At 70.9% G+C, this 22,493-nt stretch carries 23 protein-coding genes; 14 read left to right on the top strand and 9 right to left on the bottom strand.

Features of this window, described 5'->3' with window-relative positions; all coding sequences use genetic code 11:
- The first annotated feature begins 28 nt into the window (after window positions 1-28).
- Window positions 29-3,541, top strand: coding sequence for a hypothetical protein (locus ACGRHY_RS28865; protein ID WP_394638606.1), 3,513 nt, complete (start codon window positions 29-31; stop codon window positions 3,539-3,541).
- Between the two features lie 33 nt (window positions 3,542-3,574).
- On the opposite strand, the gene ACGRHY_RS28870 is transcribed toward ACGRHY_RS28865, so the two are convergent.
- Window positions 3,575-4,120 carry a class I SAM-dependent methyltransferase gene (locus ACGRHY_RS28870; RefSeq protein ID WP_394638607.1) on the bottom strand — a complete coding sequence of 182 codons (546 nt, stop codon included), beginning with the start codon at window positions 4,118-4,120 and terminating at the stop codon, window positions 3,575-3,577.
- 321 nt (window positions 4,121-4,441) lie between these two features.
- Window positions 4,442-4,672 carry a hypothetical protein gene (locus ACGRHY_RS28875; RefSeq protein ID WP_394638608.1) on the bottom strand — a complete coding sequence of 77 codons (231 nt, stop codon included), beginning with the start codon at window positions 4,670-4,672 and terminating at the stop codon, window positions 4,442-4,444.
- Window positions 4,673-4,813: 141 nt separating this feature from the next.
- Here ACGRHY_RS28875 and ACGRHY_RS28880 point away from each other — a divergent pair, with 141 nt between their 5' ends.
- The 13 genes from ACGRHY_RS28880 (at window position 4,814) to ACGRHY_RS28940 (ending at window position 15,651) form a co-directional block, all read left to right on the top strand.
- Complete coding sequence (locus ACGRHY_RS28880) at window positions 4,814-5,071, top strand: hypothetical protein (protein ID WP_394638609.1); 258 nt, start codon at window positions 4,814-4,816, stop codon at window positions 5,069-5,071.
- 141 nt (window positions 5,072-5,212) lie between these two features.
- Window positions 5,213-5,443: a hypothetical protein gene (locus ACGRHY_RS28885; protein ID WP_394638610.1), complete on the top strand. Its 231-nt coding sequence runs from the start codon at window positions 5,213-5,215 to the stop codon at window positions 5,441-5,443.
- A 345-nt stretch (window positions 5,444-5,788) separates the two neighbouring features.
- Complete coding sequence (locus ACGRHY_RS28890; protein WP_394638454.1) at window positions 5,789-6,637, top strand: IS5 family transposase; 849 nt, start codon at window positions 5,789-5,791, stop codon at window positions 6,635-6,637.
- Window positions 6,634-7,032, top strand: coding sequence for a hypothetical protein (locus ACGRHY_RS28895; RefSeq protein WP_394638453.1), 399 nt, complete (start codon window positions 6,634-6,636; stop codon window positions 7,030-7,032). The genes ACGRHY_RS28890 and ACGRHY_RS28895 overlap by 4 nt, the downstream gene beginning before the upstream one ends.
- Window positions 7,033-7,447: 415 nt before the next feature.
- Window positions 7,448-8,032 (top strand): hypothetical protein, encoded by a 585-nt coding sequence (locus tag ACGRHY_RS28900; protein WP_394638611.1) that lies wholly within the window; start codon window positions 7,448-7,450, stop codon window positions 8,030-8,032.
- A 274-nt stretch (window positions 8,033-8,306) separates the two neighbouring features.
- Window positions 8,307-9,251, top strand: coding sequence for an AAA family ATPase (locus ACGRHY_RS28905; protein ID WP_394638612.1), 945 nt, complete (start codon window positions 8,307-8,309; stop codon window positions 9,249-9,251).
- Window positions 9,252-9,351: 100 nt separating this feature from the next.
- Complete coding sequence (locus ACGRHY_RS28910) at window positions 9,352-10,044, top strand: hypothetical protein (protein WP_394638613.1); 693 nt, start codon at window positions 9,352-9,354, stop codon at window positions 10,042-10,044.
- Entirely contained in the window at window positions 10,041-10,457 is a 417-nt protein-coding gene (locus ACGRHY_RS28915; protein WP_394638614.1) for a hypothetical protein, read from the top strand. The genes ACGRHY_RS28910 and ACGRHY_RS28915 overlap by 4 nt, the downstream gene beginning before the upstream one ends.
- Before the next feature lie 202 nt (window positions 10,458-10,659).
- Window positions 10,660-11,151 carry a hypothetical protein gene (locus ACGRHY_RS28920; protein WP_394638615.1) on the top strand — a complete coding sequence of 164 codons (492 nt, stop codon included), beginning with the start codon at window positions 10,660-10,662 and terminating at the stop codon, window positions 11,149-11,151.
- 37 nt (window positions 11,152-11,188) lie between these two features.
- The gene (locus ACGRHY_RS28925; protein WP_394638616.1) at window positions 11,189-12,421 is read left to right on the top strand and encodes a hypothetical protein; all 1,233 of its coding nucleotides are present in this window, start codon (window positions 11,189-11,191) and stop codon (window positions 12,419-12,421) included.
- A gap of 85 nt (window positions 12,422-12,506) precedes the next feature.
- Entirely contained in the window at window positions 12,507-13,514 is a 1,008-nt protein-coding gene (locus tag ACGRHY_RS28930) for a hypothetical protein (protein ID WP_394638617.1), read from the top strand.
- A gap of 95 nt (window positions 13,515-13,609) precedes the next feature.
- Window positions 13,610-14,611 (top strand): DUF6884 domain-containing protein, encoded by a 1,002-nt coding sequence (locus tag ACGRHY_RS28935; protein ID WP_394638618.1) that lies wholly within the window; start codon window positions 13,610-13,612, stop codon window positions 14,609-14,611.
- A gap of 362 nt (window positions 14,612-14,973) precedes the next feature.
- Window positions 14,974-15,651 carry a LexA family transcriptional regulator gene (locus ACGRHY_RS28940; protein WP_394638619.1) on the top strand — a complete coding sequence of 226 codons (678 nt, stop codon included), beginning with the start codon at window positions 14,974-14,976 and terminating at the stop codon, window positions 15,649-15,651.
- Window positions 15,652-15,755: 104 nt separating this feature from the next.
- Here the strand turns inward: ACGRHY_RS28940 and mihF are convergent, their stop codons facing one another.
- The 7 genes from mihF to ACGRHY_RS28975 all read right to left on the bottom strand — a co-directional run bounded on the left by mihF (window position 15,756) and on the right by ACGRHY_RS28975 (window position 22,444).
- Window positions 15,756-16,070, bottom strand: coding sequence for an integration host factor, actinobacterial type (gene mihF / locus ACGRHY_RS28945; protein ID WP_394638620.1), 315 nt, complete (start codon window positions 16,068-16,070; stop codon window positions 15,756-15,758).
- Window positions 16,071-16,097: 27 nt separating this feature from the next.
- Window positions 16,098-16,307: a hypothetical protein gene (locus ACGRHY_RS28950; protein WP_394638621.1), complete on the bottom strand. Its 210-nt coding sequence runs from the start codon at window positions 16,305-16,307 to the stop codon at window positions 16,098-16,100.
- Between the two features lie 137 nt (window positions 16,308-16,444).
- A complete protein-coding gene (gene trpA, locus ACGRHY_RS28955; protein WP_394638622.1) occupies window positions 16,445-17,299 on the bottom strand; it encodes a tryptophan synthase subunit alpha in 855 nt (284 codons plus the stop codon).
- Window positions 17,296-18,534 (bottom strand): ATP-grasp domain-containing protein, encoded by a 1,239-nt coding sequence (locus ACGRHY_RS28960; protein ID WP_394638623.1) that lies wholly within the window; start codon window positions 18,532-18,534, stop codon window positions 17,296-17,298. The genes trpA and ACGRHY_RS28960 overlap by 4 nt, the downstream gene beginning before the upstream one ends.
- A gap of 22 nt (window positions 18,535-18,556) precedes the next feature.
- Window positions 18,557-19,867 (bottom strand): MFS transporter, encoded by a 1,311-nt coding sequence (locus tag ACGRHY_RS28965; protein ID WP_394638624.1) that lies wholly within the window; start codon window positions 19,865-19,867, stop codon window positions 18,557-18,559.
- A gap of 197 nt (window positions 19,868-20,064) precedes the next feature.
- The gene (locus ACGRHY_RS28970; protein WP_394638625.1) at window positions 20,065-20,991 is read right to left on the bottom strand and encodes a hypothetical protein; all 927 of its coding nucleotides are present in this window, start codon (window positions 20,989-20,991) and stop codon (window positions 20,065-20,067) included.
- A 202-nt stretch (window positions 20,992-21,193) separates the two neighbouring features.
- Entirely contained in the window at window positions 21,194-22,444 is a 1,251-nt protein-coding gene (locus ACGRHY_RS28975) for an MFS transporter (protein ID WP_394638626.1), read from the bottom strand.
- Between the last annotated feature and the right edge of the window lie 49 nt (window positions 22,445-22,493).

Here is a 22,493-nt window from a genome sequence, read left to right on the forward strand (position 1 = left end):
ACCGGTCGACGAGGCGCTGGCCGCGGCCTTGCAGGAGGAGGGCGAGGCGGGGGCCCGGGCGCTGGGTCTGCTGCGGGATGCGTACCGCATGCTCGGTGATGACCGCTACCAGCAGCGGGCGGAGATCGCCGACTCGTGCCTGCGCGGTGCAGCCGACGCCCTACTGAAGTTGCCCGGCGCCGCCCCGGAGGGCTGGAAGCCGATCGGGCTGAAGGGCGCGGCTCGCGGTTTGCTGAAGGCGGTCGACGCTTACACTCCGCCTGCGCCGGACGCCGCTGACGGAGCGGGGCCGGCCTCGCCCGGCCGTCGGCGGCGTGTGCGGTATCCGCAGGCGGCCTGGGAGCGGATCCGCGAAGCTGCCGAGGTGATGCGCCAGGAGCTGGAGAACCCTGGTGGCTATCACCGCCGCCGGGCGACGAACGTGGCCGAACGGGTTCTGGAGGTGAAGCTGGGCGCTGCGCAGCACAAGGCCTTGGATATGTGGGGCGAGCTGTACGGGAGCGCCTCGACTGTGCTGCACGGCACCGGATCGGACCTGGACCGCGCCGCCGGCCGCTACGGTCGGCTCCTGGCCGCAGCACGTGAGGTGTTCGTGCCGCTGCCCGGCCGGGCCGAGGAGGTCCTGGCCCTGACTGGTCTGGAACAGCCCACGCGGGCCGATGCGCAGACGCTGTCCGGCTGGGCGGACCCGCGCGCCACCAGCTACTTCTTCCGCTCTCGCCCTTCTGCGGCCTGGCTGGAACTGCTGGATGAAGTCCTGCTGATGCCTGATACCACCAGCGCGGAAGACCACTGGCCGGCTGCCCCCTACCTCGATCACCTCGCCGCCGCCGCTCCGGATCGGGCACGGGCGTGGCTGGCCGAGCACGCCGATCGCATCACCGCGGCCGGACCGGCCGCCACGGCTACGTTCCTGCGACTGGCCGCCCGCCCCGGTATCGGCCTGAACCCCCAGGTCCGTGTTGCGGTCGCCGACCTGACGCGCCGCGGCCGCCCAGGTGGCGCCATCGACGATTGGACGCTGCGGCTGGCCGCCGACTGGGCGCTCAGCATCCCCCTGACCGGCCGGGACGAGGACTGGATCCACACGGTGCAGGCACTGCGGCTCGCCGCGGTCCGCGGCGAGCACGCCGCCACGGGGTGGCGCCGCGCTCCGGCCGGGGAGACCGGGGAGATGATGCCCGAGGATGTCACCGAACCCGGTGAGCCCGCTCCGGCGCGCCTGCCCGGCTACGAGGTGAGCAGGCTGTTGACCGAACTGCTGCGCACCGCCCATCCGCCCGCGTCGGCCACCGGTGATGCCGCGGCCACCAAGGCGCATCCGCAGGTGATGACCATCCGGTACGCCTTCGCCCGCGCGCTGGAGGCGGATGCGCGCCTCACCAACGCCGCCACCTGGCACATCGTCTTCCAAGAGGACCTGGCCGAGGTGTCGTTGGCCGATCCGTCCGCGTTCCTCGGGCCGCTGCTGGCCCGTGCCGTACTCGACCTGGCCGCTGCCGACGCCCGTGCCGGTGTGCCGCTGGACGAACGGGTTCAGGCGCTGGACGGTCCCGTGGGAAGGGCGGACGCGTACCTGCACGACCGGCTGCTGGCCGGCCACCTGGACCAGGTCCCGCCCGCGCCCGGGACGGCCGATGCCGCGGTGTGGTGGGAACGGGCGGCCGCGCTGGTGCCCGCGCTGCTGGCCCACCGGCCCACCCCGGAGGCGGCCCGCTTGGTCGACCGCGTGCTGCGCACCTGCCCGCCCGAGTCGGCCGCCGCCGTGCGCGCCCAGGCCGCCGCCGCGCTCGGCGCACCGCCCACCGACCAGGAACTGGCCGCCTGGGAGCCGGGCGGGCAGCACCGGCCACCGCACACGTGGCTGCGCGTATGGGACTGGTCCCCGGTGCTGCCCACCCCGGTCATCTCCGCCTGGGAGCCGACACTGGCCCGGCTGCGCCGGGCCGCGCCCGCCGGCCCGGACGACCCGCGTACCTCCACCCCGCTGGTAGCGGTCATCGATGAGCCCGAGCCGGCCGTGGGCGGGGAGCAGGCGGCGGCCATCACCGCCGACCACGGACCTGAAGCCGCCGCCGCCGCCGCCCTGGCGGCCGCACCGGACGCCGGGGCCGCCGGTTATCTGATGGTGCTGCGTCACCTGGTGGAGGACGATCCGCAGGCCTGGACCGAGACCCCGGCCTCCATCTGTGCGGCCCTCCGCCTGCCGGTACTGCGCGCCTTCTACCTGGCCGCGATCGCCGACCACGCCCGCCGACGCGCCATCCCCCTTGCCGCGCTACCCCAGGCCGCTTCCGAAGCGCTCTCCCTGAGCCGCAGCCTGCACGCCTCCGAGAGCGCCGGGGGAGGCACAACGGCCGAGGCCTCCGACCGCAGGGCCGGCTCTGCCGCGAACGATGCCCTGGACGAGGCTCTCGCCGACCGCGTAGCTCTCATCGACCAGGCCCTGTTCGACCTGCTGACCGCTGCCTGGCGCGCCGACGCCGACCTCGGCCCCGTCCTGCCCACCGCGCTGGACCACCTGTACGACCTGACCGCCCCTCTGACCCAGACAGTCAGCTCGCCCGGTGGTGCCCTGCCACACGGCGACGATATACAGCCGTCCGACATCGTCGGTACCGACCTGGCAGGCCGTGCGCTGCAGTGCCTGCTGGCCCACGCCCGCCACCGCACGCCCGCTTGCGGACCTGGCCTGCCCGACCGGCTCCGTAGCCACCTGGAGACGGTCGTGGAAGCCACCGGCCACCAGGGACGGACTGCGGCCGCGCTCGGCCCTTACCTCCCGCTGCTGTACGACCTGGCCCCCGACTGGGTCGAAGGCCACCGCTCGGTCCTGCTCTCCCTGCCCACGGACAGGCCGTCTGCCGCCTCGGCATGGTTGCGCTGGGGAACGATGTCCTGGTCCCCACTGCTGGCCAGCCTCGACCGAGCCGAGTTGCTGGCCCGGTTGCGCGAGGACACCCTGCCGGATGCGGCCACCCACATCGCCTTCGCCCTGCTGGACCGACGACGCCTTCTGGGAGACCCGGCCGAGCTGATCGCTCAGGTTGCCGGCGGGGACGGCGGCCCGGCCGCCGTCTCCCGCCTGCTGGAGGTCCTGGCCCACCACACCGCTCGCGCCGCCGACCCGGACACCACCGCGGCGGCGGTGGAGGTGTGGCGTGCCGCAGTGGGGGCCGGCCTGCCCGCCGGCGCCCTGGCCGGTGCCGGGGCCTTCGCCGCCGCGGACAGCCTCGACGACGACACCTGGCTCGGCCTCACACTCATCTCCGCCCGCCACACCTCCGCTCTCCGCGGCGCCGACCAGGTCGCCCGCCGCGCGGCCCACCGCCCTCAAGACCCCCGGGCTGCCCAGATCGCCGCCGTGCTCGTCGCCCGTCCCAGTGTCGACCCCTGGCGGGACGCGACCGTCCGCGACCAGGCCCGCCAGCTGCTGGCCGCCGCCGGTCGCCTTCCATCCACACAGCGACCCGTCGAAGCGCTGGAGGAACTGCGCGGCGCCCTGATCACCGCCGGCGACATCGACGCCCACCGGCTGTGAGCACCCCTGCCGTCCTGTCCTGTCCACGCCCGGCTACGCCGCGGGAGCGGTGAACAGCGCCCACTGCCCGTGTCCGGCCCGGCCGTTCTCGGCTCCCCATTGCGGGCCCAGCATCTGGTGCATCCGCTCCGGGGACACGTACAGCGGTGTTCCCTCCCCGAAGGAAGTGCACCACAGCAGTTGCCCGCCGGGCACGAGGACCCTCGCGAGCTCGGCGGGGTAGAACACGCCGTTGAGCGACACCACCAGGGGGACCTGCCCGTTGTCGAACGGCAGCGACCGTACGTCGGCCACCATCCACTGGACCCCGTGCGGGGTGCCTGCGCGTCGGCGCAGCATCTCCGGGTTCAGGTCGCAGGCGGTCACCGTCGGCACGACCTCGGCGATCGCGGCCGTGGCCTCGCCGGTGCCGCAGCAGATCTCCACCGCCCATGGTGCCGGGCGGGCGCGGCGCAGCCCTTCTCGCACGGGCAGGTCGTATCCGGGCTGCTCGTCGGTCCATTCCCGCCAGCTCTTGGCCATGTACTCGTAGGAGGCACGCAGGCCCTGCCACGCCCGGCGGTCCTCGGGGTCCTCCAACAGGCGCTCCTGAAAATGGCGGCTGGGGTGGACATCGGCCTTGAGGTCCGGCGGGGGTGGGAGTTCCTTCCCCGTGCCGGACCGGTGTCCCGTCGGGCAGGGCCCGGCCGGATGGGGGGAGAGCGGTCGCGGCGGTCGGCAGGCGTCCGGTTCGTGGTGAGTGACAGGGGCATCCAGGTGCTGTTCAGAAGCCATGCCGGGATCTTCAGGCCGTTTGCCTGTGGATAGATTTCATCCGCCACCCTGTCCTGCTCGCTACCGAAGGGAGGGAAGTCCACCGGCTTCTGGGCCAGGGACGTCGCCACCGTTGGCGGAGTGGCACTAGCCACCTGCCGGTCCCGTCGATTCACCCACTCGGCGGATGCCCTGCTGCCGGAGCTGCTCGCGTGTGTATCGGCGGGCGACAGCGGAGCCGTCCCACAGGATGAAGTAGCGCCCCCCGGTGGTGGATTCCCAGCTGACGCTGCTGACGGTGCCGAGGACGACGCGGCTGCCTCCGACCGGCCGCTGGACGCGGTCGCCCTGTGACAGGCAGATGTGGATGTAGGGCACGAGGATCGATTCCTTTCGGCTGCGAGGCATCCAAGACACTCAACGAGTCTTAAGACATGACGCAGACCATCATTTGCCGTATAGTCTTAAGATGCAAATAGTGAACCCTGGGCGACCTCGCCCCGTCACCCCTGGAGGAGCATGAATCCCGCCGCGCGCGGAGCGGCGCTCATCGACCGGTACCGCAGCGAGCACGGAGCACTCGACGAACCCGAGATATCTGCCGCCGACGTCGTCGCAGACCTGCAGGTCTGGGCTGCGGCTCACGGCCTCGACTGGTACGAGATCCTCGACCGCGCCGAGAGGTGCGCCCGCGAGGAACTGCACTGCTCCGCCTGCGACCGCCTGGACCCCGCAGCGCTCGACGACGACCTCCTATGCCCGGACTGCGCCCCCTGAGCGACCCGGCGCCCGCCTCCACCGCGCAGGCCTCGACGGCGAGCGGGCCCGACGAACTATCGACTCTTAAAACTTGCATCGCGCACGCCACGCATGTAATGCTTTAAGAATCGATTAGATGGTGGACAGTGGAGGAAGGCCATGCGCAACATCCTCAAGCCCGGCACTCCGGCCCTGCACCACGGCAGCCTCGTGAAGTACCACGGCCTCCGGGTGGCACTCCTCTGCGGCTGCAGCCACTGCTTCCAGCGAGTCCTGGCAGGCCTGCCCGCCGTCCGCTACGACCTGCGACCCGCCGACGGTCGCTACCCGCGCACCGGCTTTCCCGAACACGCGTTTCCGGCCTCGATCCCCCCGGCGGTCTCTCGCTGACCGGGCGGGCGGAGCCGCCCGCTGGCAGGGCCGCAAGCATCACTAGCCATCCCGCCACAGACCATCCACGACAACAGCACCCGGAGGGCCGAACCATGAATCCGATGACCGCGGTAGGCGGGTATGCCCATGCCGCCGACCGAGTCCTCACCGAAGCGGGCGCCGGGAAAGCGCCGAGCACGCGCGCCACCCAGGACCGGGAGCTCGCCGAGTCCATAGCCGTCATTGACCTGGCAGGCCTCAGAGGGCGGTTCGTGAGTGTTTGAGTGGTTCCGCCGTCGCCTGATGGTGTGAGTGTGAGCGGAACCTGTCGGCCCGAGGCCGCTGATCTGTTGATGTGATGAGGTGAATGGACGCAAGCCGTACCCGAGTGACTTATCGGACGAGCAGTGGTCGTTGATCGAGCCGGTGATCACCGCGTGGAAGGACCGGCACCGCTCGGTCAGCGGCCACCAGGGCAGATACTCGATGCGGGAGATCGTCAACGCGATCCTCTACCAGAGCCGGACCGGCTGTCAGTGGGCCTACCTCCCGCACGACCTGCCGCCGAAGAGCGCGACGTACTACTACTTCGCCACCTGGCGCGACGACGGAACCGACCAGGTCATCCATGAACTGCTGCGCTGCCAGGTCCGCGAGCGGGCCCGCCGGTTAGAGGACCCGACCCTGGTGGTGCTGGACACCCAGAGCGTCCACGTGGCTGCCGGGGTCCCCTCCTCCACGACCGGCCTCGATCCGGCCAAGCGGGTGCCGGGCCGCAAACGGGGCCTGGCCGTGGACGTGCTGGGTCTGGTCATCGCGGTTGTCGTGCTGGCCGCGAACACGCACGACAACGCCGCGGGTATCGCCCTGCTGAACCAGGTCGCCGCGCACACCGGCGGCACCGTCGAGAAAGCCCTGGTCGATCAGGGCTTCAAGAACCAGGTCGTCGCGCATGGCGTCGGCCTGGGCATCGACGTGGAGATCGTCGAGCGCAACCCGCAGGACACCGGCTTCGTGCCGCAGCCGAAGCGGTGGAGGGTCGAGCAGACCTACGGGATCTTGATACTGCACCGGCGCCTGGTCCGCGACTACGAGCACCATCCCGCTTCCTCCGCCTCCCGCGTCTACTGGGCCATGACCCACGTCATGGCCCGCCAGCTCACCGGCGCGAACACTCCCACCTGGCGCGATGCGCAGGCGGTGACCGCGTGAACCTCCGGCCCCTGCTCGACGCGCTGGACCTCCAGGAGGATGCCGCCCGGGCCCTGGCTGACGACCTGCGAGGACAGATCGGCGAACTGCAGGGCCGGCTGCGGGAGGCCGAGACCCACCTCGAACACCTGGCGATCACCCGGAAGACCGTCACCGGCCTTGCCGACCGGCTCCCGGCCGGTCCACCGGACCTGCCCGAGCACCCGGACTACCCCCGCATCCTCGCCGTCTTCCACGAGGCCACCGGCCCGCTGCGGGCCCGTGACGTCTGCGAAGCCCTCGATCATGAGCTGCTGCCGAAGAACGTCGAAGGCACCCGCGCCAAGCTGAAACGTCTGGTCAAACTCGGCATCCTCACCGAGATCGACGCCGGCAGCTTCGCCAGGAAGCAGTAGCCGACGAACACGTGATCAGCAGCCCTGCCCTAACCTCACTTCGAAACGGACATCAACTCACGAACTGCCCTCTCAAGAGCTCCCCTTGACACGGTTGTTCTCCAGGCCGACTGACGCGAGGCCCGCGGCCCCGTGATGAGCTCGACCGGAACATCGCCCTGGCGCGACTGCAGGAGCTGCCGGTCTCGGCGCGCGGCGCACGTACGGGCACGACGGACTCGCCCACGTCCGCCGACCGGCTGCCGGGCGGCACGCAGGGGTGTCGTTGCGAGGACGCCACGCCGGCGCGACCGCAGTTCGCCGGCATCCACGTCTACCCGGTTCGCCAGGCCCTGGTGCCAGAAAGGAAGTGACCATGCCCCTGACTGCCGTATCCTCAACCCCGCCGCAAGCTATAAGAGACAGGAAACTCGTGATGGCCAGCACGGATAACGAGCACATCGACCTGACCAAGAGGACAGAACCACTCAGCCTCAGTGACATCAGTCGTGCGCTGGGGCTCAAGTCGCGCAGCACCGCGCAGAAATGGCACAAGCCTCCGATGCAGAAGGCGATGGCGGGCAAGGCGCCGAGGAACGTGCCGGCCCTGCACGCCGTGGTCGACGCGATGGCTGAGCAGCTGGAGTCCGCCGGCCAAGGAGTGAGCCGCGAGACGCTCGAGAGCGCCCGGCCGATGTACCCGCCGCAGGTGGTCCTCGCCCTGGGCAAGGCCCTCGGTTACCTCGACTCCAAGGGCCGCATCGTCGAGGAGATCCAGAACAAGGGCCGCGGCCGCTGGCTACCGGTGGAGCCGACCATCGACCCGGGCTCCCAGAAGAAGCGGGTGTACATCAACCACCTGGCCAAGAAGCTAGGCATCAAGAACGAGTCGATCGAGGTGGCGCTAACGCGAGAGAGGTTCACGAAGCCGGACGGGACGGATGAGATCGGCCGCAGCTTCTGGTGGGTGCCCACCGCGAACAAGATCCTCAAGGAACACAACATCGAAGACCGGTTCTGATTGCCGGCGCCACACCGCATCGCCCCCGGGCCCGGAGCACACCTCCGCACCGGGGGCGAAGTCGTAGGGGGCGGCAGCGGCGCCGGCCACTCGAAGCCGACCCGAATGGGATGCCCGCCAGGCACACAGCGGAGCATTCTGAGCTGCGAAGACACTGGATCGGTGGTATAGTTTTAAGAGTCATAAGGCGTTGTTCCCGGTACCGGTGCGACTGGACATCCCTGCCGGTACCGGGACTCGCTGGAACACTCACCGACTGGTTCCCGGAGGGACCTTGACGGATACCATCACGCATCCTCAGCCGGAGGCTTCCGCCCCGCAGCCTAGCCCCACCGACCGCTTCCGCTTCACCGCGGCCGTGCGCCAGCAGCGGCCCGCGCGGATCCTTCTGGACGGCCCGCCCGGAGCGGGCACCACGTACACCTCCCTGGCCCTGGCCACGTCGATCGGCAACCGCGTTGCCGTCATCGACGCCCAGCGTGGCCGCGTCAACACCTACGCAGACAAGTTCACGTTCGACACATGCCCGCCGCTGTCCTACTGCTCGCCGGACACTCTGGTCACGCTGCTCGCGCACTGCGCCGCCCAGGGGTACGACACGGTCGTCATCTCCCCGCTCTCCGCATTCTGGAGCGGTCCCGGAGGCGTGCTCGAGCAGGTCGACCGGGCCGCCAAGCGCGGTTCCTCCGGAAGCTGGAGCGGGTGGCGGGAAGTCCGCCCGGTCGAGCGTCACATGCTCGACGCGCTGTTGGGCTACCCCGGCCACGTGATCGCCACCGTGCGGGACAAGCTGGAGTACGTCGCCGAGCCCGACGAGAACGGGCGTGTCACGCGCCGGATCATCGGCCTGGCTCCCGTCGGCCGCGACGGCATGGAGTACGACTGGGACATCGTGGCCACGATGGACCACTCTCACACCCTTGTCGTGGTCAAGGCGCCCACCGACGACCTCTCCGGTCGCGTCGAGCCCAATCCCGGCGCCCGGTTCGCCACCGACATCAAGACGTGGCTGGACGAAGGCGAACCCGTCCAGCCGCCCTACGACCTCGCCGACGAGGCCCTGCAGCCGAGCCTGACCTTCGAGGAACTCGGCGACCTCATGCACCGCGTCCGGCTCCGCCAGGCCGAAGGCCACCCCTTGCTCCTGCCCAGCGGCAAGGGCACCACCCTCGGCGCGTACATCACCCAGCGCGGCAACGAGCTGCGCCGCGAGGGCTGACCAGCTCTTCGCCCCTCCGGCGCCGCTCCCGGCCCCGCCCCGCGGCGGCGGTCCGGCCTGCCCGACTCCAGGCCGCCGCCGCCCTCACCGAAAGGCACTGATGCCGCAGACCCTCCGCCAGGACGACCCACTCGTCCACCTCTTCCTCTCCTTCGGCTCCATGTCCGACCGCCACAAGGCGGCAGTGAGCCCGTACCTCGACGTCGAGGGCTACGTCGAGGACGACCACAGGCGTGCCCACACCCGCCGTGATCGCACCAACGCGGTGGAGGCCCGGCAGCTCCTGGAACGCGCCATGGACGTCCTGACCGAGCGCTTCATGCTGCCCGACGGCCTGACCGTCACCGTGCCGGGCACCAACGGCGACAGCCACACCCTGGTCACCGGACAGCTCGACGACTCCGCCCGCATGACCTTCCTCCACGGCCAGTGCCACGCCTTCGCCCGCGCCCTGTCCGACCACACGGGATGGCCGATGGCCATCATCGTCAGCGACGACTGCTCGCTGGACCCGGACGTGTGCGCCGTCGACTCCGTCGTCCGGAACGTGTGCACCTGCCAGTTGGAGCACGCCGTGGCCGTCCGGCCGGACGGCGCACACGTCGACATCACCGGCGCTCACCTTCCCGGCACTCTGCCCGGCCACGAGGGGCAGGAGGCCATCGCCGTAACCAGCGCAGTGTGGTCGCACATCACCCGCTCGCCCCTGTGGCGCAGGCCCGCCGTCGACGTGGCGCGTACCTTCGTTGTGCCGCTGCTGGCCACGCTCGGCCAGGAAGGGGCCGCCGCGTGAAGCTCACCCCCCGCAGCCGCGCCGCTCTTAGCGGCGCGGCGCGGCTCCTGGCCCGTCTGCGTCCGGCGGCGCCCGCCGGCCCCGACTCCGCCTCGGCCCTGGATGCTGTCCGGACCGTGCAGCGGCTGCTGGCCGAACACGACGGTGCCGAGTTCCACGAGGCAGTGCGGGAGCAGCTGCTGGCACGCGGCTTCCCGCCGCTGCCGCCCTGCGAGCGCTGCGGCGTCGCCCCGCGCTCCCGCGAAGCCGACCCCCTGGACGACCTGGTGGACGTGCTCGGCCCTCTCGGCGTGCGCGGAGCCGTACGCTCGGCCGTCGAGCTGTACGGCACCTACGGCGACCCGAGCGATGTCCTCAGTTCCACACAGGTCGACCAGCTGTGCGCGGCTGCCGAGCACTTCGACACCGAGTGAATCTTAAAACTTGCGCCGCCCCTTGCCCGTGACGTAGTGTTTTAAGAGGCGAATGTGCTTTCGGTCCTCCCCGAGGCCGGTGGGGCGCGTCCGTGGCTCATCCGGGGAGATCCCGGCCACACGCCGGAGACGCTGGTTCGAGACCCGCCGGACGCGCCCCCGCCCATCCCTGACCACGCCCATCTCCACAGACAGGACATCTGTGCCCAACGAACTCGCCCTGCTCATCGAGCACTCCGACGCCGCCGGCCGCGCTGTCGTCCAGGAAGCCGCCGTCACGGCCGGCCTGATGTGGAAGTGCCGCGCCCGCTCCTGCCCCACCACCTACAACCGGATCGGCGAACCGCTGTGCCGGGGCTGCGGCCGCGACCGCAAGGGACGTTTCCTGCCCGACTTGCAGCCGGGTCTGTACGCCGTGCCCGACGAGCTGTGGGAGCAGCTGCGCACCGAGGTCGTCCAGCACTTCGCGGGCGAGCAGGGCACCCCGACGCCGGACGCCGTGACGTTCCTGTGGGAATGCGAGTCCCGCACCGAGCCGTGGTCGTTCACCGAGGTCGTCCTGCATTACGGCGGCCGCCAGGAGAAGTACCAGACCGCGTTCGCCGGCACCGAGATCGCGGAGCTCCTCAAGGAGATCGCCCTCGCCGTCGAGCCCAACTACCTGGACAACCTGCGCATCGGCCTGCCCCGCTGATCACCCGCACACCACCGTGAGGAGGACCGCAACGACCGTGTCCACCACTTTCCCGCTCGTACTCGACCTGCCCAAGCGGCTGTCGCTGTCCGTGGAGGCCAGCACGCTGGAGCACGGCCGGGCCCGGTACGCCGTGCGCGGTCCGCGTGTGAAAGGCACCTTCATCGTCGTTCCGGGCACCCCGTACGGCGGGCCGCTCGCCCCGCATACGGTGCGGGTCCACTTCGGTGACGGCCCCGAGCCGGTCAAGTCCTACACCGCCCGCCCGGACGAGCCGGTCGTCAACGGCGTCCGGATTCACGGCGCCACCGAGGCCATCGACCCGCGAGAGCTGCATGCACAGCCGCACTTCCTGGCCTCGCGCGCGGTTGTTCTGGCCGACGACTTCGCCACCCGGCGGATCCCCGTCGGCGCGCGGGCGCTGATCGAGGCCGTGGTGACGGCCGTGGTCCGCCATTGGCAGCAGCGCCCCGACCGCGACGAACTCATAGCCGCCGCCGTACGGCACCGGGCCGCCGACCACGTGGCCCATGAACGACGTGAGATCGCCTCCCTGGAGGCGGAACTCACCACCGTCCGCACCGAGCGGGCGGCCACCCGCCGACGCAGCTACCAGCTCGCCGGCCTGGTCCGGCGCCGCCAGCCCCCGCTGAAGGCCCCGCACACCCACCCGGCCGACCTTCCGCTCACTGCCGTCGACGGCTCGACGCTCGGCGTGGTGACCGTGCGGGAGCGCGAGGTCAGCAACGGCCTGCCCGGGCGCGTGGTGTACGAGATCAGCGGGCCGCGTATCCGGCCCGGGCTGGTCACCTTCGGCCCGGACATCTACGGCCGCTCTCCCGTCCCCAAAGGGTTCTACGCCTGCTGGGGCAGGCCGACCAACAGCGCGTGGTTCACTCGTGAGCGCACAGGCATGCCGGCCATCAACGGCGTGGTGATGGCCGGCGGCTGGAGCTACGGCAGTAGCAGGGGCGTCTGCACGGCGCCCACCCCCGTGCGCGGGCCCGGCCCGACCGCCGAGCGCGCCAGCGCCGTCCTGCGCACCCTGGCCGTCCACTTCCTGGCCCGGCCGGATCTGACCGCGCTGCGTATCGCGGCGGGCAAGCAGCATGCCGCGTGCAGCCGCGCCACCGTCACCCGGGAGCTGGACCGGCTCCGCGCGCAGGAAGCACGCCTTCGCCGTCGACTGCGCACCCACCAGGCCCGCGAGGAGCACTTCGCCGCCCTCCTCGCTCCGTCCCCGGCGGAGGCAAGCGCCCGTGCCGCATAGCCGCCGTCGGCCAGCGCGCCCCCGGGCCCCGCCCGCCCCGCCAGCCCCGAGACCTGACCGAGCACGCACACGAAGGACACGACGCATGACCTCTCGCCCCTACGTCGAGATTCCGCGGCCGTACGAATGGAGCCCGTCCCGCTTCGACGTCGAGCTGACCTTCCCGGCCTCCAGCCGCAAGCGCGCCGAGCAGCACCAGCGCATTGCCTGGGAGCTGGCCCGCATCCACGACGTCGAAGCCCACACGCCCTACAAGATCAACTCTCGCTGGAGCGTGTACGAAGAGAACTGGGGGAACGGCGAACGCCACGGAGGACCCGACTACCGTCGCCTGAAGGTGCACGGCAAGCCGCGCTCCCTGGCCCGCTACCTCGCGGCCTTGCCGCGAGTGCTGACTGCCGTGGAGCGCCTGGCCACCCGGGCCGCCCGCACGTTCGGCTCCTGGCGCCGTTCCTTGATCGCGCAGCTGGAGGGCCACCTCGAATACGAAGACCCCACAACGCTGCGCATCCGCGCGCAGGACTTCCGCAGCACGGTCCTGACGACACTCACCGGCTTCCTCGCCCAGGGCGCCCCCCGGGCCGGCCACCGCGATCCTTCCCGGCCCCTGTGGGAACAGGCCGACACGGTCGCCGCCGAGGTATGGGCGGAGACCGGCGGCGTGAACGCCTGGGAGGCGCCGGAGGAGGAGGTCCAAGAGCAGCTGCGGCGCATGCTGCGCACCGACCTGTCCGTCGTCCAGGAGCAGGAGACTCCCCAGACGCCGCAGGTGCCGGACACAGTGGAGGAACTGCTGGACCTGTCCGGCCCTGCCGAGCACGCCCCCGTCGAGCATGCCCCCCAGTCGCTTCACACCGCCAAGGCGGCCGGGGCCGCGCGGCCCGCTGTGGCCAGCGTGCCCGTTCTCGTCCCCGGCCGCTCCTCCGCTCCCTCCATCTCGCCGCCCTCCTCGGCCGCCCGGCTCGGAACGGTGCCCTGGCCGTACGGAGGGCCTCCGGTGCCCATGCCGCGCAGTGCCCTCAAGGTGCCACTCCGGCACCCCGAAGGCACTACACCGCCGCGCGAGCCTGCCGAACGGCTCGTAGCCCACTGACGCCTCTAGGGGTGGGGTCGGCACGCGCCGCGCCTGCCCCACCCCTCCCGCCGACCTGGGCAGCGCGCTGCCCAGACCCTTTCGAAAGGACTCTGTTGGCTCCTCTGAGCCCCACGGGCGCCCGCATTCTGGCCGCACACGTCGGCGGCGCCGTCTCCGGGCACGACGCCGCGATGGCCCGCCTCGAAGCCCACCGGCTGGTCGAACCACATCCCAGCGCCCATGGCACGCACCGGATGACCAAGGACGGTTGGGAGGCTCTGGAGGAGTGGCGCCTGCAGCACGCCGAGGCCTCCGCCCCGGCCTCTGCCCCCGGCATACTGCCCAAACTGCCCGGCAGGCAGCACGAAGCGGTGCTCACCGCCGCACGGCGCCCCGACCAGCTCGTCGCCGGGCGCGACGACGAGGCGTACCGCCGCGGAGAGCCGTGGTTCCTCGGCACGACGCTGCGCGCCGTCCACCGGGCCGGATACGCCGGCATACGACCTCAGCCATGGGACGACGGCCCGGTGACGTGGGAGGACACCCGGCGGTCCCTGTATCTCACCCCGGCCGGCCGGGAGTACGCCCGGCAGCGCGGCGGCATCGACGTACGGCGCCGCCGGGTCGTGATCATCGCGTGCGGCTCCGAGAAGAGGCCGGACCCCGGGCCCACTGAGTACGGCACTCTGGGCGCGGGCTGCCCGGCCGGCGAGCTGTATACCGGCCAGTACCATCGCTCCCTGCGGCTCGCCGCGGACTCCCTGACCGACCAGTCCCTCATCCGCGTCTTGTCCGCTCTCCACGGGCTGGTGGAACTCACCCGCCGCCTTCGGCCATACGACGTGACGATCGGTCACGAAAGGGCCGTCACCGCGGATAAGCTGGCCGGCCACACCGCGGCCCTCGGCCTGAACGATGCGGACGTGATCTTCCTCGGCGGTCAGGAGTACGCCAAGCTCCTCGCCCCGTCCGTACCGCACCTGCTCACCCCACTCACCGGCGGCATGGGTGGCCACCGCGGCCTGTGCCGACAGGCGAGCGAAGACGCCGCGCTGCGCAATGCCTGGTGGAAACAGGCCTCCCATCTCCACGCCCTGCGCCACCCCGCACCCTGAGGTAGCCGCCGACGGTCGGCACACCGGCAGGACATCTCGTCGGACCCGGCAGAAGCCGCTCGGCGCGTGCCGCGGTGGAAAGGCGTGCCCAGCCCTACTCGGTGGCGAGCAGGGCCGGCCGCCCCGCAGCCGGGCTCCGTAGCGTCTGAACCGCCGATACTGCCCACCACCGCCAAGCGGCACGCAGGGACACAGCCCACCCGGGGCCCGCTGCCGTGCGGGGCAACGGGAGCGATTCGACCCGTCCGACAGCTCGCGTACCGCACCTGCGCTCCGGCCGTCAGCAAGGGGCCATACCGTGTCAGCTCATCGGTCACCCTGCTGATTCGCCGCTCGCCGCCCGCGCCCTCTAGGCTCCGGCCGTGGTGGATGTGATTGACCTCCCGGCCCCGGCGCTGACGCGCAGTGAGAAGGCCGTGCTCGCCGCGCTGCGCCAGCGCTGCGGTCGACCGACCAGCGTCGCCGAACTCGCCCGGATCAGCGGGTACAGCGAGGCCGCCGTCACCAAGGCGCGGCGTCGGCTGAAAGCGGTGAACCTGCTCGACTACACCCCTGGTACGGGCCGCACCTACACCCTGTACCGGTTGCCGGACGATCTCCCGCTCGAACAGGCCCCCGCAGTGCTGCGCGAGTACAGCCTGGGTCGCACGGTTGCCTCCGGAGTGCTGCACCTGCTGGAACTCGGCGGCCCGCCGTTGCCGCCGCTGCCCGATGAGTTCCGGCTCGACACCGTGTGCAGGCCCGCGCCGAAGACCGGGCCGATCATGGAATTGGCCCTGGGCCCGGTCGACTGGTCCCGGATGTGCCGTCCGTGTCTGGCCACCGTCTCCGACCTGCCGGACATCGGGCAGAGCACCACCGTCGCCACCACCTGGCACCTCCAGGTTCAGGAACACCACGGCGAGGAGTGGGTGGCCGTCGGTAAACCGCACAGCACCGAGCCCGCCGCCCGCAGCGCGCTCACCGCCTATCTGGATCGGCACCCCGGTGCACGCGGCCGACTGGCAGTACGCACCACCACGGAGACACCGCTGCCATGAGCAGTACGGTCGTGCCTGGGTGCTCCGCCCGGGACGCCTCTGCGGTCCTGATGGGAATGCACGGCGGGACAGGCAAGCGGGAGCGCGGGGCAAGACGTCACAGGTCAGGGTGTGGGGGTGAACTGTGCAAGGAGGCGTTCCTTCTGCCGGGTTCCGAGGCCTTGGATGCGGCGCTCCCGGGAAACGGCGAGTTCCTTCATGATCTGGTCGGCCCGGATCTTGCCGATACCGGGTAGCGCTTCCAACAGCCGACGCACCTTGATCTTGGCGATGACCTCGGAGTCAGTGGTCAGCACCTCCTCCAGCGTGCGCTTGCCCTGCTTGAGGTCGTCGAGGACGGCGGCACGCTGCTTGCGTACGGCAGTGGCCTTCTCCAAAGCAGCAGCCCGCTGTTCAGGAGTCAGGGACGGCAGGGACATGATGATCCTCTCGTCAGGTGTGGACTCTCAGTCGGTGCGGTACCGGGCACCCCGGCCTCCTCTCGGACGGCGGTCAGCGTGCTCGTCCTCCTCTCCCGGCTCGTACGCTGCGATGAGATCGGGGTCGGTGTACTTCGGCTCCAGGAAGATACGCCGGAAGTCCGGCTTGGGAGCGACCGGCGGCCGGCGCCGGGCCGGGACCGTCTCGACCCGGCGGCCGCGGGGTATAGAGGGCAAAGAAACTCCTGGTGTAGGGCGTACAAGGGTGTTGCGAGCTGACTCAGAGCGTCGTCTGTGCCTTTCCCTCTGCGGATCACATCACGCCGTGGAAGCGGTGTGATGACCGGCCCGGACCGAAGGGCAGCCAGCCTCTTTCAGGTCGTGCCGTTTACTGATGGTGTCCGAAGAGACTCGGCGAAGGCGGTTACCTGGTCGGCAGCCGCGCACAGGCCGTCGGAGGCGCCGAGTTCCAGCAGGGGCCGCACCACAGGTGTTCCGATCACGACCCCGTCGACCAGGTTCCGGATGCTCGCCGCTTTCTCGGGGGTGGAGACGCCGATGCCGGTGACGACCGGCGTGGGTCCGGCCGCGCGCAGCCGTTGGGTGAACGCGTCCAGCGCGGCGATGTCGAGCCGGCCGGTGTAGCCGGTCAGCGCGTGGGCGGCCGGGGCATACACCCACCCGCTTGCGGTCCTGGCGACCTGGTGCAGAAGGTCGTCATCGGCGTGGCGCGAGACCAGCTGCGGAGTGTGGATTCCAGCGGCTCGGGCAGCGGATCGCCACCGGCGGCTCTCCCCGGCGGGCAGGTCGACGATCATGGCTCCGGCTGCACCGGCAGCAGCGAGTTCGCGAGCGAACCGGCCAGTTCCGTACTGGCGCACCGGGTCCCAGTACGTCATCACCACGACGGACGCGGAGGTGTTGGAGGCCACCTGGTGGACGGTGGTGAGCGCGGTAGAGACTCCGGCGCCCTGTTCCAGCGCCTGCGCGTACGCGGAGGCGATCAGCGGGCCGTCGTAGACCGGATCATGGTGCGGAATGCCGACCTCGAGGATGCCGGCGCCGCGGGCGGCGAACAGGCGCAGCGCGATGGCGTCGATACCTGGTGAGGGAAAGCCTGCTGGGAGGAAGACGCCCAGTTGCGGGGCGTGGCGGATGAGGCGTTCGGTGAGCCAGGCTGCGGCGGGCGTCCGTACAGGGTGCTTGAGGTGAGGGACTGGGGCGTTCATGCGGCCTGCGTCAGGGGCGTACGGACCTCGACGACGGCCCGGGCCAGAATCTCGTCCAGGTGTCGGCGGGCGGCTTCGGCGTCGTCGCCGGTGGTGATCGCGAAACCGGCCCGGATGTTGTTCGGGGTGTGCGGGGAGGGGGCGAGGGTGACACGGTCGCCGATGTTGCACAGCCAGTGCAGCTGCTCCAGATGCTTGTCGTCGCCCGGTCGCAGCATGCGGTGGGTCACGATGCCGTCGGCGGGGGGATAGATCATGCCGATCGCGGCGCTGCGCGCGCGGGTGGCTTCCAGGTTCGGGCTGCGGCCACAGGCCAGAGCCGCCGCGGCTCGGGCCAGGTCGACGCCGGTGGCGTACCGGACGAGCTCGCCGATGCGGTCGCCGCCCAGTCGCGCGTTGACCTCGATCAGGCGGGGGCCGTCGCTGGTGAGCTTCATCTCGACGTGGCTGACGCCGTGGGTGATGCCGACAGCCCGCAAAGCGGCCGCTGCGATCGGTGCGACCTCACCGAGGAGCGGGTCGTCGGCGCTCACGACGTGGCTGGTCTCCATGAAGTACGGAGCGAAGCCGACGGACTTGCGGGTGACCGCGATGGCGGTGGTGACGCCGTACTCGGTGACGGTTTCCACGGAAATCTCGGGTCCGTCGAGGAACTCCTCCAGCAGCACGCCTTGGCCTTCAGGGCCCTGGTGAGCGGCGCCGGCGCTGGCGATGGACCAGCCGGCGGACAGGTCGGCGATGCTGTCGACGCGGACGACGCCGATGCTGCCGGCGTGCGCGGTCGGTTTGAGGACGACGGGGAAGCCGCCGAGCCGTTCGGCCGCCGATGCTGCCGCGTCCAGACTGTGCACCCAGGTGAAGGCGGCCGAGGGCACGTCGGAGGAGAAGAACCGCTGGCGGCTGGTGGCTTTGTCACGGGTGGCGCCGACGGCGGCAGGGGCGTTCCCGGGGACGCCGAGGAGTTCGGCGAGCCGGGCGGCGGCCATGAGGTGGTACTCATCGAAGGTCAGGACACCGGCGATGGTCCAGTGCCGGGCCAGCGAATCGGCGGCCAGAGCCACCGATGAGAGGTCGCCGAGGTCGGTGACCTCGTAGTCGACGATGTAGGGCGCCTGCCAGGTGGGCTCCTTGTCGTCGATGAGGAGCAGTGGGGTGTCGGTAGCGGCTGCCTCCAGCATGTAGCGGCGCATCAGCTCCGGGCCGGAGCCGATGACGAGCAGCATCGGATTCGACATGAGTTCTCTCCTGAGTACGTGATCAAGCGACGTTGCGGGCGTCAAGGACTGGTGCGGTCAGCTCCGGTACTGGCCGGGTCGCCGTGAGGCTGTAGGAAGCGCGGTGACGCCTCAGGCCTCGGAAGGTCAGGGCCATGGCGATGCCCTGCAGGGCGGAGCAGGTCAGCAGCAGGGCGGGAAGCCCGGTGGGCGGCAGGACGGCGACCAGGGCACCGGCGAGCGGCATGGGGATGACGATGAGGACGATCGTCACGCTCAGGGTGCTGCCGAACACCTCGGCAGGGATCAGCCGGGCCCGCAGGGTGCGCAACACCACGGTCAGCGCGCCCTCTCCGGCCATCATCACGCCGACCGCTGCCGCGTAGGTGACAAGACCGGGAGCGAGAGCGATGGCGAAGCAGGCCACACACGCGGTGGCGGCCGCGGCAGCGCCGACAGGCCACAAGCCATGGTGGTCGACAAGCCGGCGGCTGGCGGCAACAGCAGCCAGCGAGACAACGCCGGCGGCGCTCCACACGATGCCCACGGCCAGGGAGGAGCCTTCGAAGTCGTGCAGCACAGTGATCGGGGAACTCGCCTGCGCGACGGCCACAGCCAAGTTACTGGCGATCAGCCCGGTGACGAGCCAAACCAGAGCTGGTATGCCCCGCATGGTGCGCCACCCGATGCGCAGGCTCGTCAGGACCGTGGCGGGGCCGGTCCGCTGGGCGGTTGGCGCGGCCTTGGTGGCTGCTGCGGCGGCCAGGGAGAGGACAGCGATCGTGACCAGGAGGCAGGAAGGGCCGCCCAGCAGGAGAAGTCCCCCCAGCAGCGGGCCGACCAGAAGCGCTCCTTGGTCGATGCCGATCTGAACGGATTGCACTCGGTGGGCTTGGCCGCCTGCAGCCCGGCTGACCTCGGCACCGATCGTCTCCACCGCGACGAACGAGGCCTGGGCCAGCAGACCGCTGAATGCGCCGACGACCATGACGGCCGTAGTGGCCGCTGTGCTGCTGCTGGGCAGCAGGGCGAGGGTGAGGGCGGCCGCCGCCAGGAGGACGGCACGGCAGGTAGTGGAGGCACGGAAAACTCGGTCAGCGCGATAGCGGTCCACCAGCGGGCCACCGATGGTGAATGCGGCCAGCCGCGGAGCCCACTCCAGCAGGAACGCCACCCCAGTCAGAGCAGTGGAACCGGTCGTGGTCAGGACCAGCAAGGGAATGGCGTACGTGGTGGTGGAAGTGGCCAGTGCGTCACTGGCTCGCATCAGGGTTGAGCGGGCACAGAGGAACCGGGTATCCGGAGACATAGCCGCAGCGGTGTCGGCCAGCACGGCAAAACGGCGCGCAGCCATGCGCACACCTCCACAAAAGGGATGTCCGGGGAAAAGAGAGTTCGAAAGCGATCCCGCGCGGGTGGCCGGCTCGGCATGAGGAAGCAGCCAGCGAAGCATTCGGGCTGCCGGGGCAGGCCAGCGCTGAAACGACGCAGCCGCAGCATGCCGATGGACTGGCCGTACGCGGCCGCGCCGCTTCAGCGCTGGGTGGCCGACTACCCCTGTTGCCGCGTCCTGCGGCGCGAGTACGCGCTGGCACCGACCGCCGCAGCGCCTACCGCGATCATGGTGCTGGCGACGTAGGCGAGTTCGCCGTCGCTCGATGCACCGGTGTGGGCCAGCGATCCACTACCTGCCGGCTCGACGGTGTCCTGCTGGAGTGATGCCGCCCGGCTGGCATCGTCCACTTGCGAGGTACGGCCCTCCTGCCCGGAGCCGTCGCCGCCCCTGTCGTGGTTCGAGCCGCCGCTACCGGGATCGGTGGTCTCCGAAGAGCCGGGGTTGGTCGGTCCGGGGTCCGTGCCGGGATCGGTCGGCTCGGGATCGGTCGGCTCGGGGTTGGTCGGTCCAGGGTCCGTGCCGGGATCGGTCGGCTCGGGATCGGTCGGCTCGGGGTTGGTCGGTCCAGGGTCCGTGCCGGGATCGGTCGGCTCGGGATCGGTCGGCTCGGGGTTGGTCGGTCCAGGGTCCGTGCCGGGATCGGTCGGCTCGGGATCGGTCGGCTCGGGGTTGGTCGGTCCAGGGTCCGTGCCGGGATCGGTCGGCTCGGGATCGGTCGGCTCGGGGTTGGTCGGTCCAGGGTCCGTGCCGGGATCGGTCGGCTCGGGATCGGTCGGCTCGGGGTTGGTCGGTCCAGGGTCCGTGCCGGGGTCCGTGCCAGGGTCGGTTCCGTCACCCGGGTCGGTCGGATCCGTACCGGGCTCCGGGTCGGTTCCGTCCCCCAGTTCACCGCTCGATCCGGTGCTGGCCTGAGCCGATGCCGATGCGTCGACGAGCGGCAGGTCCGGCACGCTCGCAGTCGGCTTGTCCTCTGACGGCTGCTCCGCCGCCGACGCGGCAGAAGCCGCGAGCAGACCGGCCGCGGCCACTACGGCAGCCGTCGCCGATGCACGCCGCAGCAGGCGTACGCGAGTTCTGAACATGGAAAATGACCTCTCCACAATCGGGACGCAGAACGGCAGCAACATCCGCTTCTACGGCGGTGTTGCGCACCGGGACCCATCGTCAGCCGATCTGCCTGTGGATAGATTTCGCCGAGCGAGCGAGGTCACAGACTCTGCTATTCATGGGCAAAACATCCGAAATTCTTGCGGAAGTGGGCGTCGGGAGGCGCTGATGAACGTCTCAGGAAACAGGGACCGGACGGTTCTCGTCCGGCTGAGGAAGCGGTACGGGCGCCCCGGCCAGGGCCCGGCGGCCAAGGAGTAGGGGCGCGACCGCCAAGGCGGCGCCGGCCAGTGCGGTGACAGCTGGCAGGAGCGGCCCGGAATCGGCTACGGCTGCGCCCAGTCCCGCGCCGGCGGCTTGCCCCAGGCCCAGTGCCGCGATCATCCACGCGGAGGCCTCGCCCAACGTGCCGTTGGGAGCCAGGTGTTCCAGGCTCGCGAACACGCTGATGAGCAGGGGCGCGAGGAACAGTCCGGGCAACACGGCTGCGGCCACGGCAATCACGGGGCCGGGCGTGAGCAGGAAGGGCACCAGTCCGACGGTCATCCCGATCGCGGTACCGCGCAGATGCCCGGTGCTGGACCCGGGAAGCCGCAGTCGGCCGAACAGCAGCCCTCCGGTGAGACTGCCCACGGCCAGGGCGGCCTGGACGAGCGTGGACACGGCCGGCACATGGTGGTGCTCGGCGAGTGCCAGGGCCACGACGTTCAGCGTGCCGAGCGCGATACCGGCGCCGATGAGGGCGAAGGCCAGGATGCGCGGTCCTCGGACGCGCAGCGGGCCCATCCAGTCCACGCGGCGCGGCGGTATCGGAAGCCAGCGCCGGGACGGCGGGGCAGTGGCGAAGGCGAGGGCGCCGACCAGGCCGAGCAGAGCTGCGGCGCCCAGAGCCGCCGCGGCGCCAGTGGTGGCGTTGCACACCAGGACCAGGAGTGGGCCTGCGATGAAGACTACTTCCTGAGCGGACGCGTCCAGGCTGAGTGCGGCCCGTAGTTGTGGACCGGTGGCGGTGAGGGTAGGCCACAGGACGCGCAGGGCTGCTTCCAGGGGCGGGGTGGCCAGCCCGGCGGTGAGGGTCAGCAGTACGGCAGCGACCGGGTGGTCGGCCGTGGACAAGGCGGCCAGGGCAGTGAAGGCGCCGGCGGACACCACGGCGGTGGCCAGCAGGGTCGGAAGGTGTCCGTGCCGGTCGAGCATCCGCCCCCACCAGGGCTGCCCGAGGGCGGCGCTGACGCCGTACGCGGCTGCGAGGAGTCCGGCCTGGCTGACGGTTCCGCCGTCCGCGCGGACGGCCAGCAGAAGGGCGAGCGGCGCCATGGCGACCGGGAGGTGGCCCACGACGGCGCCGACCAGGAGGCGCAGAACGTGTGGGGTGGTCAGGAGATGGCGGTAGCTGGGTGTGGAGCGCAGGTCGAGGGCAGTGGTCATCGTGGCCGGACCCTTCGTTCTCGAGCAAGGTGAGGGGAAGGCGTGGTGG

Source organism: Streptomyces shinuiensis, from assembly GCF_043660855.1.
Lineage (GTDB): Bacteria > Actinomycetota > Actinomycetes > Streptomycetales > Streptomycetaceae > Streptomyces.

What these genes read in the sequence shown, in the direction of transcription:
- ACGRHY_RS28880 (WP_394638609.1), top strand. Translation starts at nt 4,814, where the DNA reads ATGAATCCCGCCGCGCGCGGAGCGGCGCTCATCGACCGGTACCGCAGC.
- mihF (WP_394638620.1), bottom strand. Translation starts at nt 16,070, where the DNA reads ATGTCCCTGCCGTCCCTGACTCCTGAACAGCGGGCTGCTGCTTTGGAG.
- ACGRHY_RS28965 (WP_394638624.1), bottom strand. Translation starts at nt 19,867, where the DNA reads ATGGCTGCGCGCCGTTTTGCCGTGCTGGCCGACACCGCTGCGGCTATG.
- ACGRHY_RS28885 (WP_394638610.1), top strand. Translation starts at nt 5,213, where the DNA reads ATGCGCAACATCCTCAAGCCCGGCACTCCGGCCCTGCACCACGGCAGC.
- ACGRHY_RS28970 (WP_394638625.1), bottom strand. Translation starts at nt 20,991, where the DNA reads ATGTTCAGAACTCGCGTACGCCTGCTGCGGCGTGCATCGGCGACGGCT.
- ACGRHY_RS28960 (WP_394638623.1), bottom strand. Translation starts at nt 18,534, where the DNA reads ATGTCGAATCCGATGCTGCTCGTCATCGGCTCCGGCCCGGAGCTGATG.
- ACGRHY_RS28930 (WP_394638617.1), top strand. Translation starts at nt 12,507, where the DNA reads ATGACCTCTCGCCCCTACGTCGAGATTCCGCGGCCGTACGAATGGAGC.
- ACGRHY_RS28975 (WP_394638626.1), bottom strand. Translation starts at nt 22,444, where the DNA reads ATGACCACTGCCCTCGACCTGCGCTCCACACCCAGCTACCGCCATCTC.
- trpA (WP_394638622.1), bottom strand. Translation starts at nt 17,299, where the DNA reads ATGAACGCCCCAGTCCCTCACCTCAAGCACCCTGTACGGACGCCCGCC.
- ACGRHY_RS28910 (WP_394638613.1), top strand. Translation starts at nt 9,352, where the DNA reads ATGCCGCAGACCCTCCGCCAGGACGACCCACTCGTCCACCTCTTCCTC.
- ACGRHY_RS28900 (WP_394638611.1), top strand. Translation starts at nt 7,448, where the DNA reads ATGGCCAGCACGGATAACGAGCACATCGACCTGACCAAGAGGACAGAA.